The 14410-nt window shown below is 31.0% G+C and carries 15 protein-coding genes; 4 read left to right on the top strand and 11 right to left on the bottom strand.

Annotation, left to right across the window (positions count from 1 at the left end; translation table 11 throughout):
- The first annotated feature begins 1 nt into the window (after position 1).
- The 4 genes from KKQ79_RS01795 to KKQ79_RS01780 all read left to right on the top strand — a co-directional run bounded on the left by KKQ79_RS01795 (position 2) and on the right by KKQ79_RS01780 (position 3085).
- Positions 2–952, top strand: a complete 951-nt coding sequence (locus KKQ79_RS01795) for a GSCFA domain-containing protein (protein WP_213188707.1) — start codon at positions 2–4, stop codon at positions 950–952.
- A 50-nt stretch (positions 953–1002) separates the two neighbouring features.
- Positions 1003–1704 (top strand): SIMPL domain-containing protein, encoded by a 702-nt coding sequence (locus KKQ79_RS01790; protein WP_213188706.1) that lies wholly within the window; start codon positions 1003–1005, stop codon positions 1702–1704.
- A gap of 73 nt (positions 1705–1777) precedes the next feature.
- Positions 1778–2287, top strand: coding sequence for a GNAT family N-acetyltransferase (locus KKQ79_RS01785; protein ID WP_213188705.1), 510 nt, complete (start codon positions 1778–1780; stop codon positions 2285–2287).
- 33 nt (positions 2288–2320) lie between these two features.
- Positions 2321–3085, top strand: coding sequence for a TatD family hydrolase (locus KKQ79_RS01780; protein ID WP_213188704.1), 765 nt, complete (start codon positions 2321–2323; stop codon positions 3083–3085).
- 113 nt (positions 3086–3198) lie between these two features.
- On the opposite strand, the gene KKQ79_RS01775 is transcribed toward KKQ79_RS01780, so the two are convergent.
- The 11 genes from KKQ79_RS01775 to KKQ79_RS01725 form a co-directional block, all read right to left on the bottom strand.
- Positions 3199–4449 (bottom strand): DEAD/DEAH box helicase, encoded by a 1251-nt coding sequence (locus KKQ79_RS01775; protein ID WP_213188703.1) that lies wholly within the window; start codon positions 4447–4449, stop codon positions 3199–3201.
- Positions 4450–4821: 372 nt separating this feature from the next.
- A complete protein-coding gene (gene obgE, locus KKQ79_RS01770; protein ID WP_213188702.1) occupies positions 4822–5805 on the bottom strand; it encodes a GTPase ObgE in 984 nt (327 codons plus the stop codon).
- Positions 5806–5888: 83 nt separating this feature from the next.
- Positions 5889–6467: an adenylate kinase gene (locus tag KKQ79_RS01765; protein WP_213188701.1), complete on the bottom strand. Its 579-nt coding sequence runs from the start codon at positions 6465–6467 to the stop codon at positions 5889–5891.
- 68 nt (positions 6468–6535) lie between these two features.
- A complete protein-coding gene (locus KKQ79_RS01760; RefSeq protein ID WP_213188700.1) occupies positions 6536–6913 on the bottom strand; it encodes a four helix bundle protein in 378 nt (125 codons plus the stop codon).
- Between the two features lie 52 nt (positions 6914–6965).
- A complete protein-coding gene (gene hpt, locus KKQ79_RS01755) occupies positions 6966–7520 on the bottom strand; it encodes a hypoxanthine phosphoribosyltransferase (RefSeq protein WP_213188699.1) in 555 nt (184 codons plus the stop codon).
- A gap of 237 nt (positions 7521–7757) precedes the next feature.
- Positions 7758–9236: a lipopolysaccharide biosynthesis protein gene (locus tag KKQ79_RS01750; protein WP_213188698.1), complete on the bottom strand. Its 1479-nt coding sequence runs from the start codon at positions 9234–9236 to the stop codon at positions 7758–7760.
- Positions 9237–9333: 97 nt separating this feature from the next.
- Entirely contained in the window at positions 9334–10128 is a 795-nt protein-coding gene (locus KKQ79_RS01745; RefSeq protein ID WP_213188697.1) for an FkbM family methyltransferase, read from the bottom strand.
- A 7-nt stretch (positions 10129–10135) separates the two neighbouring features.
- Positions 10136–11260, bottom strand: a complete 1125-nt coding sequence (locus KKQ79_RS01740; RefSeq protein WP_213188696.1) for a hypothetical protein — start codon at positions 11258–11260, stop codon at positions 10136–10138.
- Positions 11261–11264: 4 nt separating this feature from the next.
- On the bottom strand, positions 11265–12389 hold the full coding sequence (locus KKQ79_RS01735) for a hypothetical protein (protein WP_213188695.1): 1125 nt from the start codon (positions 12387–12389) through the stop codon (positions 11265–11267).
- Positions 12390–12424: 35 nt separating this feature from the next.
- The gene (locus KKQ79_RS01730; protein WP_213190749.1) at positions 12425–12676 is read right to left on the bottom strand and encodes a hypothetical protein; all 252 of its coding nucleotides are present in this window, start codon (positions 12674–12676) and stop codon (positions 12425–12427) included.
- Positions 12677–12691: 15 nt separating this feature from the next.
- A complete protein-coding gene (locus KKQ79_RS01725) occupies positions 12692–14380 on the bottom strand; it encodes an amidohydrolase (RefSeq protein ID WP_213188694.1) in 1689 nt (562 codons plus the stop codon).
- Between the last annotated feature and the right edge of the window lie 30 nt (positions 14381–14410).

The raw sequence follows: 14410 nt of genomic DNA, 5'->3' as shown, positions 1-14410 counted from the left end.
AATGAAATTCAGAACAGAAGTCCATATTCCTATTTCTGAAAAGAAAATCCTTTTAACCGACAGCATTTTTTCTGTCGGTTCTTGCTTTGCTGCAGAAATGTCTCAACTGCTCAAAAACGGACAAATGCAAACACTTTGCAATCCTTTTGGAACGATTTTTAACCCATTTTCGTTGAATATCGCCATCAAAAATCTACACGATTGCAAAAAATATAAAGAAGAAGATTTAATTCTTTATAATCAAGAGTACATTTCTCTAAATCACCACACTTCTTTCAACAGTTTTTATGCACATAAAACTCTAGAAAGAATCAACCAAAATATAGAAACAGGAAATCAATTTCTACAAAAAACCAATTGGGTGATTATCACCTACGGAACTTCATTTATCTACGAATTTTTGCCTAAAAATCAATTGGTGGCGAACTGTCATAAAATTCCGCAAAAGTTTTTCAGCAAAAGACTTTTAACAGATGAGGAATTGAAAAATTCCATCACAGAAACCATTGAAAATCTAAAAGATATTTGCGAAAATGACGTTCAGATTCTATTTACGGTTTCACCAGTTCGTCATACCAAAGATGGAATGACCGAAAATCAATTGAGTAAATCTAAGTTGATTTGTGCACTTCATGAAACACTTCCCCATTTCGAAAACTGTCATTATTTACCGATTTACGAAATCATGATAGACGATTTGCGTGATTACAGATTTTACAAAGAAGACTTAATTCATCCTAATAATCAAGCCATTCAATACATTTGGGAAAAATTCGGGAATGCTTATTTTTCAGAAGAAGTAAAAGATTTCATTACCGAAAACTACAAAATAAAAGTAGCCTTAGAACACAGACCGAATGACGAAAAATCTCCAAAATATTTGGAATTTTTAGAAAAATTAAAAGAAAAAATAGCACTTCAACAACAGAAAGTGAAGCATAAAATTTTCTAAAACTTCCAACTTAAATAAAAAAATAACCATCTTTAAAATAAATATTTATTATGAAAAATTTTTTGTCCATCATCGCTTTATGTATTGTTTCGTTTGTATTTTCTCAAACTAAAAATTTCATAGACCAACCTTATTTAGAAACTTCTGCAGAAGCGGATACTTTAGTAATCCCAGATAGAATTTATCTTGATATTTTAATTTCAGAAAAAGATACAAAAGATAAAAAGTCAATTGAAGAATTAGAAATTTTGATGGAAGAAAAGTTAAAATCAATTGGAATAGATACTAAAAAGCAGTTAACGCTAAATGATTTAGCGAGTAATTTTAAAAAATATTTTTTAAAAAATACCGATATATTAAAAACAAAATCATATAGTTTAATTCTATATGATGCAAAAACAGCAGGAAGAGTTATTTACGAATTAGAAAATTCTGAAATTTCTAATGTTAAACTTATTAAAACTGAACATTCTAAAGCAGAAGAAATAATCTTGGATTTAAAGGCTAAAGCTGTAATAAAAGCAAAAAACAAAGCTATATTAATCACTAAAGCTCTTAATCAAAAATTAGGAACTGCAATTTTTATATCTGACTTAGAAAACAATATCTACAATTCTAATAGTGGAGATGTAGAAGGTGTAGTTGTAATGGGATATTCTGCGAGGGAGAAAAAAGAATTGAAACCAATTGATATTGAGTTTAAAAAAATAAAATTTGAAACCAACATCACTGTTAAGTTTAAATTAGAATAAAAATCAGTAGGAACGGGCTTTAGCCCGTTTTTACAATAGCAAATTTCATTTGGCTTTAGCCAAAACCTAAAATATGAAAATCAGAAAAATCAATATCGATGATTTAGAAGCGCTTAGAAATCTCAGTATTCAAACCTTCAAAGAAACCTTTGAAGAAGTGAATACAGAAGAAGACATGCAAAAATATCTCCTTGAAAATCTGAGCATTCAAAAGCTAAAATCTGAGTTAGAAAATCCAAATTCAGAGTTTTATTTCGCTGAAAACAATGATGAAATCTTGGGTTACTTGAAACTGAATTTCAAAGATGCTCAAACCGAAAAATTAGAAGAAAACCATTTCGAAATTGAAAGAATTTATGTTTTAAAAGCATTTTTAGGTCAAAAAATCGGACAAATTCTATTTGACAAAGCAATAGAAATCGGAAGAGAAAAGAATTTAGAATATGTTTGGCTTGGCGTTTGGGAAGAAAACCACAGAGCTATTCGTTTTTACGAAAAAAATGGTTTTGAAATCTTCGGAAAACATGACTTTGTTCTCGGAAAAGATGTACAGACTGATTTGCTGATGAAACTGAAACTTTAAAAAAACTCGGAACTCGAAACTCGAAACTCTACTATGATTGACACACATACACACTTATATTCAGAAGAATTTGATGAAGACAGAGCAGAAATGATAAAACGCGCCCTTAACAAAGGCGTTACCGAATTTTATTTACCTGCCATTGATTCAGAATCACACGAAAAAATGCTTGATTTGGAAGCTGAATTTCCCAATCAAATTTTCGCAATGATGGGGCTGCATCCTTGTTATGTAAAACCAGAAACTTGGGAAAAAGAATTAGACATCGTAGAAAATTATTTGAATCAGAGACCATTTCCCGCCATTGGCGAAATCGGAATTGATTTGTATTGGGACAAAACTACGCTTGATATTCAAATAAAAGCTTTTGAAAAACAAATAGATTGGGCTATTGAAAAAGATTTACCGATTGTCATTCATACCAGAGAAAGTTTTGATGAAACTTTTGAAGTTTTAGAACGTAAAAAACACCCGAAATTAAGAGGGATTTTCCATTGCTTTTCTGGAAATTTAGAACAAGCAAAACGAGCGATAGATTTGAATTTCCTTCTCGGAATTGGCGGCGTTGTTACTTTTAAAAATGGTAAAATCGACCAATTTTTACATGAAATTCCTTTAGAAAAAATTGTTCTGGAAACAGATTCGCCTTATCTTGCACCAGTTCCGCATCGTGGAAAAAGAAATGAAAGTTCTTACCTGGATTTGGTCGTTGGAAAACTCGTCAATATTTACAATAAAGATTTTGCAGAAATTGATAGAATTACTACCGAAAACGCACATCGAATTTTCGGGAAGTAATTTCACGCAAAACGCATAAGAAAAGCAAAGACCGCAATGAATATCATTACGGTCTTTTTTATAAATAATCTTTGCGCACATTGCGAAAAATCTTTGCGTCATTGTGTGAAAACCTATTTCTTTCTATAAAAAACTTTCTTTTTCGGTTTTTTAAAATTGATGTCTTCTTTTTTCTGAGGTTTTGGTTTAGGAACAAAAGGTTTGTTATTAGAATCTCTTTTTTGCTCAACTAATTTTTCAGGATGAAAAGGATGATCTTTCACCACAGGAATTTTCTTACCAATGAGTTTTTCGGTGTTTCTTAAATTCACTAAATCTAATCCATCTACAAACGAAATAGAAGTACCTTCTGCTCCCGCTCTTCCCGTTCTACCAATTCGGTGAACATAAGTCTCAGAAACGTCTGAAAGCTCAAAATTAATCACATATTTTAAGTCATCAATGTCAATTCCTCTTGCTGCAATATCAGTCGCTACTAAAACTCTTGTTTTCTTGTTTTTAAAATTACTCAAAGCGGTTTGTCTGGCATTTTGAGATTTATTTCCATGAATCGCTTCAGCAGAAATATTGCTTTTATGGAGTTTTCTGGCGATTTTATCAGAACCGTGTTTTGTTCTGGCAAAAACCAATACTTGGTCTAATTTTTCATCTTGAAGAATGTGTGTCAACAAATCTAATTTATCGTCTTTTTCTACAAAATAAATCGATTGATTAATCGTGTCAGCAGTTGAAGAAACTGGAGCAACTTCTACTTTTACAGGATTTCTGAGCATAGAGTTTGCCAAATCTTGAATTTCTTTAGGAAAAGTAGCCGAAAAGAAAAGTGTTTGTCTTTTTGGCGGAAGTAATTTTACTACTCTTTTCACATCGTGAACAAAACCCATATCGAGCATTCTATCTGCTTCATCTAAAACAAAAATTTCTAAATTCCTGAGCGAAACGATGCCTTGATTGATAAAATCGAGCAATCTTCCTGGAGTAGCTACCAAAATATCAACCCCTTTTTTCAGCGCTTGTTCTTGAGCGCCTTGTTTTACGCCTCCAAATATTACCAAAGTCTTTAATGGCAAATGTCTTCCGTAGGCTTTGAAACTTTCTTCAATTTGAATCGCTAATTCTCTGGTTGGCGTAAGAATTAAAGCCTTAATTTGATGGTTTTTGGTGTTTTTATGATAAAGATTTTGCAAAATAGGAATGGCAAAAGCTGCTGTTTTTCCGGTTCCTGTTTGAGCAGTTCCTAGTAAGTCTTTGCCTTCTAATAAATGAGGAATCGCTTGTGATTGAATAGGTGTTGGTTTTTCATAACCTTCTTGGGTAAGCGCATCAAGGATAGGCTTAATCAATTGTAAATCTGTAAATAACAAATGTTTAAATTTTAAAAATGTGTGCGGGCGAAGTATTTTACTTCAACATTTTTTGCGCAAAAATCTGTTTATTATTTACAAATTTTTGAAAAGTATCTTCTACTTTGGATAAAGAATGCCGCGAATAATGGGACAAAGATAGTCTTTTAGAAATAAATGAAAAAAAGAATTATTTATAAACCACAAAAGAGACAAAAGAAATACATGAAAACAAGTACTTCAAAAGTAAAAAAAGTAAAATATTTCGCTTTTTTTACTTTTGAATAGCTTATCAACTAAAGATTTTTTTTTTGCTTTTGCGGATTAAAAATAAAATTTTAAATAATTATTATGTACTAAAAAAGCGCTCAAAAATGAACGCTTTTTATATTTTTATCCGTGTAATTTTTTCCAGATAACGTCTTTCAGTTCTACCAAACCTTCTTGCGTAACTCCTGAAAAGAAAAGCGGTTTCAGTTTTTCTGGAAACTCTGCAGTGATTTCTTTTTTCAATTCATCATCTAACAAATCAGATTTAGAAATAGAAACGATGATGTCTTTATCTATCAATTCTGGATTGTATTCTTCTAATTCATTCAGTAGAATTTGATATTCTTTGTAATGATCTTCAGAATCTGCAGGAATCATAAAAAGCAAGATTGAATTACGCTCAATATGTCTTAAAAATCTATGACCAAGGCCTTTTCCTTCTGCAGCTCCTTCAATAATTCCGGGAATATCTGCCATTACAAAAGACTTGAAATTTCTGTATTCTACAATTCCTAAATTGGGAGTCAATGTAGTAAAAGCGTAATCTGCGATTTTAGGTTTTGCCGCAGAAACAGCAGCTAAAAGTGTAGATTTTCCAGCATTTGGAAAGCCAACTAATCCTACATCTGCTAAAATTTTGAGTTCAAAAACTACGTAACCTTCCTCGCCAGGCATTCCGGGTTGTGCATATCTCGGAGTTTGATTGGTAGAAGATTTGAAATGCTCATTTCCAAGACCACCCATTCCACCTTTCATGATGATGATTTCTTGACCATCTTCCATGATTTCTCCAATAATCTCGCCTTCTTCATTTTTGGCAATGGTACCAATAGGAACATTAATGTAAACATCAGCTCCATAAGCTCCAGTCAATTGGTTTTTGCCACCATTTTCGCCGCGTTCTGCCTTTACATGACGAGTATAACGAAGCGGAAGCAATGTCCATTCCTGAGCATTTCCTCTCATAATAACATGTCCTCCTCTTCCTCCATCGCCACCATCAGGTCCACCTTTGGGAATATATTTTTCTCTACGAAGATGCGCAGAACCTGCACCACCGTGACCTGATTTACAATGTATTTTTACGTAATCTACAAAATTGCTCATATTTTTTTGCTTTCGGCTTTCAGCTTTAAGCAATCTGCTTTTAAAATTTTACGCTGAAAGCGGATTGCTGATCGCAGATTGCATTATTTTATTTTTTCTACTTCGGCAAAAAGTTTCTCAGAGATTTCAGAGATTTCTCCTACTCCATTAATTTCTACATATTTGCCTTGTTGTTTATACAGTTCTGCTACTTCAGCAGTTTTAGCATAATATTCTTCAATTCTGTGTCTGATGATTCCTTCTTCACTATCATCTACTCTGCCAGAAGTTTCACCTCTTTTTACTAATCTTTGCACTAAAATTTCATCTTCTACGATAAGTGAAAGACATACAGAAATTTCTGAATGTAATTGTTCTTTTACAATTTGGTCTAAAACTTCAGTTTGGTAAGAAGTTCTTGGGAAACCATCAAAAATAAAACCATTAGTATCTGTAGGTTTTTTAAGCTCATCTACTAACATATTGATGGTTACTTGGTCTGGAACCAATTCTCCTTTGTCAATATAATATTTAGCCAATTTTCCTAATTCCGTATCATTTTTCATGTTAAAACGGAACAAATCTCCTGTAGAAATTTGCTTAAGGTTAAATTTTTCAATTAGGTTTTGTGCTTGGGTTCCTTTACCACTTCCTGGAGGACCGAATAGAACGATGTTTATCATTTTTAGCATTCGGCAATCTGCTTTCAGCTTTCAGCTTTGCAATGCCAATTTTTTTTGGTTAATATTATTTATCTATTTTTATTTTTATTGAAATCTTCTTCAATTTTGAGAATTAATTTAGAGATTTTCATTTTCAATTCTTCTGCTTTTGGAGTTAATCCTATAAATTTCTCTTCTGAAATATAATTCAAATCTTTTGAGAGCAAAAGTATATATTCTACTTCAAAGGCAGAACCAGATGCATTTCTCAAAAATCTTTTAAAATCCTCATCACTTCCTCTACCACAACCTTCTACTATATTTATCCCTATAGAACTTGATGCTCTTCTAAACTGCGATGTAAGCCCAAATATTTCTTCTTTTGGAAAACTTTCAGTTATTTTATAAACTTCTAAAGTCAATAAATGACTCAATTTCCAAATATCATATTTTTTATAATCACGCATTTTGATTATTAGTTTTTTTTGCTGATTGCTGATTGCAGAAAGCTGACTGCAATCAATGATTTATTCTACCATCTTCTAATTGGTACAAATCTGGTAAATTTCTTCCTAATTCATCATAATCTAATCCATAACCCAACACGAATTTATTAGGAATTTCTTTGGCTACATAATGTATTTTGAAATCTTTTTTATAGACTTCTGGTTTAAGTAAAAGTGTTGCCACTTTTAGAGATTTTGGTCTCTGTGTATTTTCGAAATAATTGTATAAACTTTCGATGGTATTTCCTGTATCTACAATATCTTCCATTAAGATAATGTGTCTTCCTTCTACTTCTTTTGTCAAGTCCATTTTCTTGTAAACAATCCCTGTAGATTGTGTTCCTGAATAAGAAGACATTTGGATAAATGCCAATTCGCATTTCCCTGGATAATACTTTAAAAAATCAGAAAAAAACATGATTACACCGTTTAAAACCCCGATAAAAACAGGAGTTTCATCTTTATAATCTTCGTAAACTTTTTCTGCAAGTTTTTTTACGATTTCTTGAAGTTCGTCGTGCTTTAGGTAAGGCACGAAAGATTTGTCGTGAATTTGTATGCTTTCCATAACTTGTTGTAAGTCGCAAATTTACAGAAATTTTAGGAATTTTGGAGGGTAAATTTGGTTAAAAGGTATATATTTCTGCAATAGGGATAGAAGTGAAAATCCTTTTATTTTTCTTTGACAAATGGAAAAATAAAAGATTGTAACGAATAGCCCGACTTTTTCTTGCTTTGGCAAAAGTAGAGGCAGAAAAAGATTGCCCTATATATTTACGATTTTAGATTTTAGGTTTAGGATTTTTTAAAACTTAAAAAGTGACTTTAGAAAATCTTTGGTTAAAAATTTATCTAAAGGATAAATTCTCATAAAGTGATTCCCCACAAAGAAAATAATCAAAACCAGAGCTGGTTTGTAAACCAAATTCAAAAAACTATTTGAAAAATTAGGCAAAACAATCGCCAAAGAAATGGCTAAAGTTGCTAAAATAACGCTGTACAACATCTCTATCGTAAAAGGAGAAACCTTGAATTGATAGTAGTTGAACGCAATTTTGGTTAAGTTAAATATCGTCAATGAAACGGCGTAAGAAATGGAAATCCCCAGAATTCCTAAACTGGTTTTATTGATGAAATAAAAGTTGAGACTCGTGGTAAGAACCGCCAAAAACAACATCACATAAATATTAAATCGATAATATTTTGACATGGAAATAATGTGACTGTTAAAACCTGTTGCCAATTCGAACAACAGTGCAAAACCAATTACCCAAACCAGCGGTTGCGCTTCTAGTAATAATTTTCCAGATTTTGGCATGAAATCCGTGAGGTAAGGATAACCAACTGCGATACAAGAAAACAACACCAAACCTAGAAAAAATAAACTCAGTGAGGTTTTTTTATAGTATACATCAAGGTCCTTAATGGTGTCGTCTGCAAAATGCTTACTAATAATGGGCGCAGAAATATTATATAAACCCATCGCAGGAATACTTATAAGTTGAACAATTGAAAAAATAGTGGCATACACACCATTTTCTTCGAAAGACAAGTATTCGCTAATCATATAACTAGAAATATTGAGCGCCAAAACACTGCCTAAATTTCCCAAAAATCCGTAAAAACTATAACTGAAAACTTCCTTCCAAAAATGGTTTTCTTTAAGAAAATCTGTATTAAAATCTAATTTTATTTTTTCTAATTTGTTGGTATAAAAAATATACCCGAAAAAACTTAACAGAAAAACTACAAAAAATACCACGAAAGAAATACTTTCAACATCTACAAAGACAAACAATCCAAAAGCTAGTAAATTGGCAATTTTCGGGAACAAATTCTCAAAAATATTGGGTACAACTATCCTTTTGAAATTAGAAACATACTTATTAAACACCGAAGAAAGCGATAAAACCAATATAAGCGGAACAATCACTTTTCTTAAACTCCAGAGCTTAGAATCTTCTTTAAGACTCGGAAAAAAGTAAAAAACTGCAAAAAAAATCGCAGTAAAAAACACAAAATTTATCGTAACGAGAAGCAAAGACCAAGACAGAAAATTCTGTTGCTTATTTACTTCTTTTAACCTCCCAAAAAAATAAACGTTAGAAAAAGACAACCCAAAAACCACCACTGTCATGTACATTTGTGCAGCGGGCAATATATAGCGCAATTTACCATAATAATCTAAATCACTCTGAAAAATAAATATAGAAACAGTTCCCAGTAAAAAACCTAGGTATCCTATGATAGAATATTTAAAACTTTGTCTGGCTATTACGCTCATTCTTTTTTAAGTTGTTGATTTGTTGATTTGTAAAGTCGTGAAACTGTAAAATAATTGAGTCGGAAAAACATCTTAACCATTTTACAACTTTACGATTTTACGATTTTACAATAAATATAATATTGTTAACGTAATTTTCGTAATCTTTTACAAAGATAGTATTTTGAGATTTGATAAACTCTTCTGTCAATCTTTTCAATTCAAAAGTATTTCTTTCTAAATAATGCGCTTCAAAACCCCAATTTTCCACTTCTGAAATCAAGTTCCAAACAGGTTCTTGGTGATGGCGCTGTTCCATTTCCACCATTACCGTTGGTTTAAATTTTAAAATCGTTTCCTTCGCTCCGAAAAGCGTTTTCATCTCGTTTCCTTCCACATCTATTTTGATGAAATCTACTTTTTCTAATTTTTGAATGGGAACAAAATCATCTAGTTTTACCACTTTCACCTTTTGAATAATGGTTTTTTCTTCATTTTCTTCTCTGAAATCGGTCTGCAAAGTTCCTCTTGAATTTACTTTTTCACCTTTCAAAACTGGAATTTTAAATTCTGCCACCGTATTTTCGTCTGACAAAGCCACCGAAAACAATTTAACCTTCGGAAATAGCCTTTTCAATCTTCTGTTCAAAGATTTATTCGGTTCAAAAGCATAAATATTTTGAGGAAAAAGATGATATTCTAATTGATAAATAAAATGTCCTACGTTTGCACCAACATCTATAAAAACTGCATCTTTCGGAAGAAATTCGCTCAACCAAAGCAATTCTGGTTCTACTTTTCTGGAAATAATATTTTCGCGGGAAAGTTGATTCTGTTTCTTAAAAAACCTCTGTTTATACAACTGAGGAATGATATATTGTGACGCTTCTGTGAGAAGTTGATAGAATTTCATGAATGAATTATAAGAGTGCAAAAATAGTTTTTTCTAGTTCTTGTATGACTTTTTCTTTGCTAAATTCTGAAAAATCTACATCTTTTCTGGTAAATAGAAAATCTCCTAGACTTCCTTTTTCTGGAATAATAAAAGAATATTTTGAAGGATAATCATCTGGAAAAACTGCCAATTTTCCGAATTTAACAGCATCGCCAATGTTTCCACTCATTTTGGTAAAGCCGTAAATTTCTTTTTGACTGAAAAATTCCGTTTTTTGTTGAATCGGACACCACAAAACATCTGCTTTTTGCATATAAACATCAAAATTATCTTGTGAAACTTTTTCTGTGAAATATTTGATGGAGATATTTGTCATTCTGAGCGAAGTCGAAGAATCAAAATCTTGAAGCATTTCTAACTCTTTTCCTTGCGCTTTTCCTAAGAAAATAACTTGTATTTTTTGTGTCGTTCCTACGGAACTTCCTCTTTCTGAAAGCGTATTCTCTACAAACGTTTCGCTCCTACGGAGCTCACTTTCCTCAAAATTTAATTCTAATTTTTTTAATTTTTTAATTACACTTTTGTAGTCTCTCCTTTTCTGCGAAACCGCTCCTGGAATTACAATAGTGAACGTTTCGTTGTCTGGTTTTTCGAAAAATTTAGTGTAAAAAATCGGTAGATTTTTATTATTATTATTTGCTAAATTAGCATCCAAAACCAAAAGGTTTTTCGCTTGTTTGTAAACATTCGATTTCCTCAACAAACCTTCTTTCAACAATAGTTTCAAACGATATTGAATATCTTCTTTGAAAACAGAACTCAACAAATCAAATTTTGAAGCTTTCACAAAATTCAAATTATGACAAATTATCGAAGTGTTGAATTGTTCTGCAACTTTCTCAAAATTATTGAAGTAACGATGAACTGTTCCAATGATAATGAGTTGATAGTTGTTGGTTGATAATTGTTGGATAAGATTTCCTGAAGTTGTTTTTTTTATGTTTTCAGATTCTTTCAAACCCAATGTTTTCAGAATTTTTTCACTGAAATAATAATCCACAGAAAACGAGGTGGAATCATTCATTAATTCCATAAAATTCAGCGCTATTTCCGCGTGAGTATCCAGTTCTATGTATGCGATTTTTTTCAAAATTTTAATGATATTCTATTTCTCTTTTCCACATATATAAATCTTTTCCGTTTACATTCTTTATTATTTCTATCCAATTATTATTTTCATCAAATCTATATCTGAATGTAACTTCAAAGCAATTTTCATTATCAAAAAACTCTATTTTTGAAATATTATCATTATCATCATAATAATAGGTTGTACTCATATTTAAAGATTTATTATCTGTATAACTTTGTTTTTTTAAAAGTTTACCAAACTTATATTCATAAATTGTTTTTGTTCCTTTTTTTAATTCTGTTTTATTTAATGCAGAATTCCAATCTCTCCAAAAATCTTGTTTGGAAATTAATTTATTATCATCGTATTTATATTCAACTTTAGAATTCAAATAATTAGTATTATCCTCACTTAATTTATAATTTTCAACCTTAATCAAATTATTTTTTTCATCAAAATAATTTTTCTTAATCATTTCTTTTACCCCGACAGGATCTTCACAAAAACATCTTTGATTATTATCTATATTTTTCCATTTTCTTTTATGTAAGACATATTCTTCAACAAGATTTTTTTTATCATAAACAAAAACACTGTCATATTGTTTTCTTCCATTAACATATCTTGAAATTTTTTTTAATTGATTTTTTTTGAAAAAATATTTTCTTGTATTGTAATCTTTTGTCTTAGAAAATTTCATTAATCTTATTTGTTTGGGATTTCTATTTTTATAATTTATAAAAATAGTTTTATATCTATTTACTGCACTTGAATCAAGGACCAATTTTGTTAATTTACCATTATAAAATTCTTTTGAAAAACTTGCCAAAAAAGAATGATCTTTGTAAAACCAATTTTCCTTGATTAGTAAAGAATTATTTTTTTTTTTATAAAACTTTTCATAATTAATATAATACACAAAGTCATAATTGAACCAAATTTCTTTAAATTCTTTCTTAGTAAACTCATTTCCTAAAAATCCTTCGTGCCCATAATCACTATTATATAAAAACTGAGGATTTTGTTTTTCTGTTAAAAAAGAAACATATTCTCTTACATATTTAGGATTACCAATAATAGTGTCTTGAAATTTTTGAGATTTAACACAAAATGAAATCAAAATGAAAATTGAAAAAAGATATTTCATTGTTTATTTTTTAATTCAAAAACTTTTTATAATTTCTACTTTTCTGCGAAGCCATTCCTAGAATAACTATTGTGAAAGTTTCGTTTTCCAAATTTGAAGAAAATTTCGTTTATAAAACAGTTGAGATTATTATTCCTGTCATCATTCTGAGCGAAGCCTAAGAATCTCAGAATTTTTTCACTGAAATAATAATCCACAGAAAACGAGGTGGAATCATTCATCAATTCCATAAAATTCAGCGCAATTTCTGCGTGAGTATCGAGTTCTATGTATGCGATTTTTTTCAATTCAGAATTCTAATTTTATTTTATCTGCGGATTTTTATTTTCTATTATCTTTGGTTTTTTAATATCAAGATAACCTGGCGCAGAATTTTCTATATCATAAATCAAATCTATAAAAACAATTTTTCCATCAACGAAAGTTTTTAAAACATTCGTTTTCAAAATATCTTTCTCATCAATATTCATTAAATCTTGGTTCAAAATAATAAAATCTGCATTTTTACCTACTTCTAAACTTCCTCTTTCTTTCTCTTGAAACACCGATTTCGCTGCCCAAATGGTCATTCCACGCAAGGTTTGTTCTCTGGTTAAAGCATTCTCTTTTTGGAAACCATTTTCTGGATAATTCTGAGCATCTTTTCTAGCAAGTGAAGCCAAAAACGTTTTAAACGGATTGATGTCTTCCACAGGAAAATCCGTTCCCAACGCAACCCAACCATTTTGTTTCAATAAATCTTGATAAGCATACGCTGTTTTAATGCGTTCACTTCCCAATCTTTCTTCCGCCCAATACATGTCTGAAGTAGCATGAGTTGGCTGAACAGACGGAACAATATTATATTTTCCAAAATATTGAAAATCATTTGGATTTACAATTTGCGCGTGTTCTATTCTCCATCTTTTATCGTTTTTACCTTTTAGAACATCACCATAAATTTTTAGAATTTCTCGGTTGGCAGAATCACCAATGGCGTGAGTACACATCTGTAAATCACTCTTAACCAGTTTTTTAGCTAAATTTTCAAAATGAGATTTTTCACTTAATAGAAAACCTCTCCATTTCGGTTTATCGTGATAATCGCTTAACAAACATGCTCCTCTACTTCCCAAAGCTCCGTCTGCATAAACTTTAAAACCGCCAACTGTGATTTTTCCGTTCGTGTAGCGACCTTTTTTAGTCCATTTTTCATAATAATCAGGATTGTCACTTAAAAGCGCAAAAACATTCATTTTTAACACTTTTTGCTTCTGAGATTTTTCTAAAAGCGACAAAGTATGCTCAGAAATCCCGCAATCATGAAGTGAAGTTAAACCGAAAGCAAAGCATTCTTTTTGCAACTCCCCGAAATATTTGATGGCCAAATCATCTTCAATCTCTGGAATCACTTTTTCTACCAAATCCATGGCATTATCAACTAAAATCCCGGTTAATTTTCCGTTTTTTTGTTCAATATCTCCACCCAAAATTTTAGTTTCGGTTGTAATTTTAGCCAAATCCAAGGCTTTTTGATTGGCAATGGCAGCGTGACCATCCACTCTTTTTAAATAAACCGGACGATTAGGAAACAATTCATCTAATTTTTCTTTGGTTGGATATTCTTTTACCGCCCAATCATTCTGATCCCAACCTCTTCCATACAACCAAAATTTATGAGCCGTTTCGCTGTATTTTTTGATTTTTCCTACAATTTCTTCCCAAGATTTAGTGCCAACCAAATCACTTTTCCAACGATCTGTTGCATAACCTGTAAAATGGCAATGCGCATCTATAAAACCCGGATAAACGGGCTTTCCTTGAGCATCAATTTTTTGAGTTGCAGTATATTTTTTTAGAATCTCTTTTCCTCCAATAGCTACAATTTTTCCTTTGGAAATCGCCATGACTTCAGCAATATCAAAATTCTGATTTACGGTGTAAATTCTAGCATTGTGAACAATTAAATCTACCTTTTTTTGTGCGGAAAATAAAATACAAAAAAACATCATTATTATCGTAGGGACAAGTCGTGACTTGTC

The organism is Cloacibacterium caeni (assembly GCF_907163125.1).
Taxonomy (GTDB): Bacteria; Bacteroidota; Bacteroidia; order Flavobacteriales; family Weeksellaceae; genus Cloacibacterium; species Cloacibacterium caeni_B.
This window is presented reverse-complemented; position numbering and strand designations above follow the sequence as displayed.

Excerpts from the sequence above, each read along its gene's own strand:
- KKQ79_RS01795 (WP_213188707.1), top strand. The coding sequence starts at position 2 with ATGAAATTCAGAACAGAAGTCCATATTCCTATTTCTGAAAAGAAAATC.
- KKQ79_RS01790 (WP_213188706.1), top strand. The coding sequence starts at position 1,003 with ATGAAAAATTTTTTGTCCATCATCGCTTTATGTATTGTTTCGTTTGTA.
- KKQ79_RS01785 (WP_213188705.1), top strand. The coding sequence starts at position 1,778 with ATGAAAATCAGAAAAATCAATATCGATGATTTAGAAGCGCTTAGAAAT.
- KKQ79_RS01780 (WP_213188704.1), top strand. The coding sequence starts at position 2,321 with ATGATTGACACACATACACACTTATATTCAGAAGAATTTGATGAAGAC.
- obgE (WP_213188702.1), bottom strand. The coding sequence starts at position 5,805 with ATGAGCAATTTTGTAGATTACGTAAAAATACATTGTAAATCAGGTCAC.
- KKQ79_RS01765 (WP_213188701.1), bottom strand. The coding sequence starts at position 6,467 with ATGATAAACATCGTTCTATTCGGTCCTCCAGGAAGTGGTAAAGGAACC.
- KKQ79_RS01760 (WP_213188700.1), bottom strand. The coding sequence starts at position 6,913 with ATGCGTGATTATAAAAAATATGATATTTGGAAATTGAGTCATTTATTG.
- hpt (WP_213188699.1), bottom strand. The coding sequence starts at position 7,520 with ATGGAAAGCATACAAATTCACGACAAATCTTTCGTGCCTTACCTAAAG.
- KKQ79_RS01750 (WP_213188698.1), bottom strand. The coding sequence starts at position 9,236 with ATGAGCGTAATAGCCAGACAAAGTTTTAAATATTCTATCATAGGATAC.
- KKQ79_RS01745 (WP_213188697.1), bottom strand. The coding sequence starts at position 10,128 with ATGAAATTCTATCAACTTCTCACAGAAGCGTCACAATATATCATTCCT.
- KKQ79_RS01735 (WP_213188695.1), bottom strand. The coding sequence starts at position 12,389 with ATGAAATATCTTTTTTCAATTTTCATTTTGATTTCATTTTGTGTTAAA.
- KKQ79_RS01725 (WP_213188694.1), bottom strand. The coding sequence starts at position 14,380 with ATGATGTTTTTTTGTATTTTATTTTCCGCACAAAAAAAGGTAGATTTA.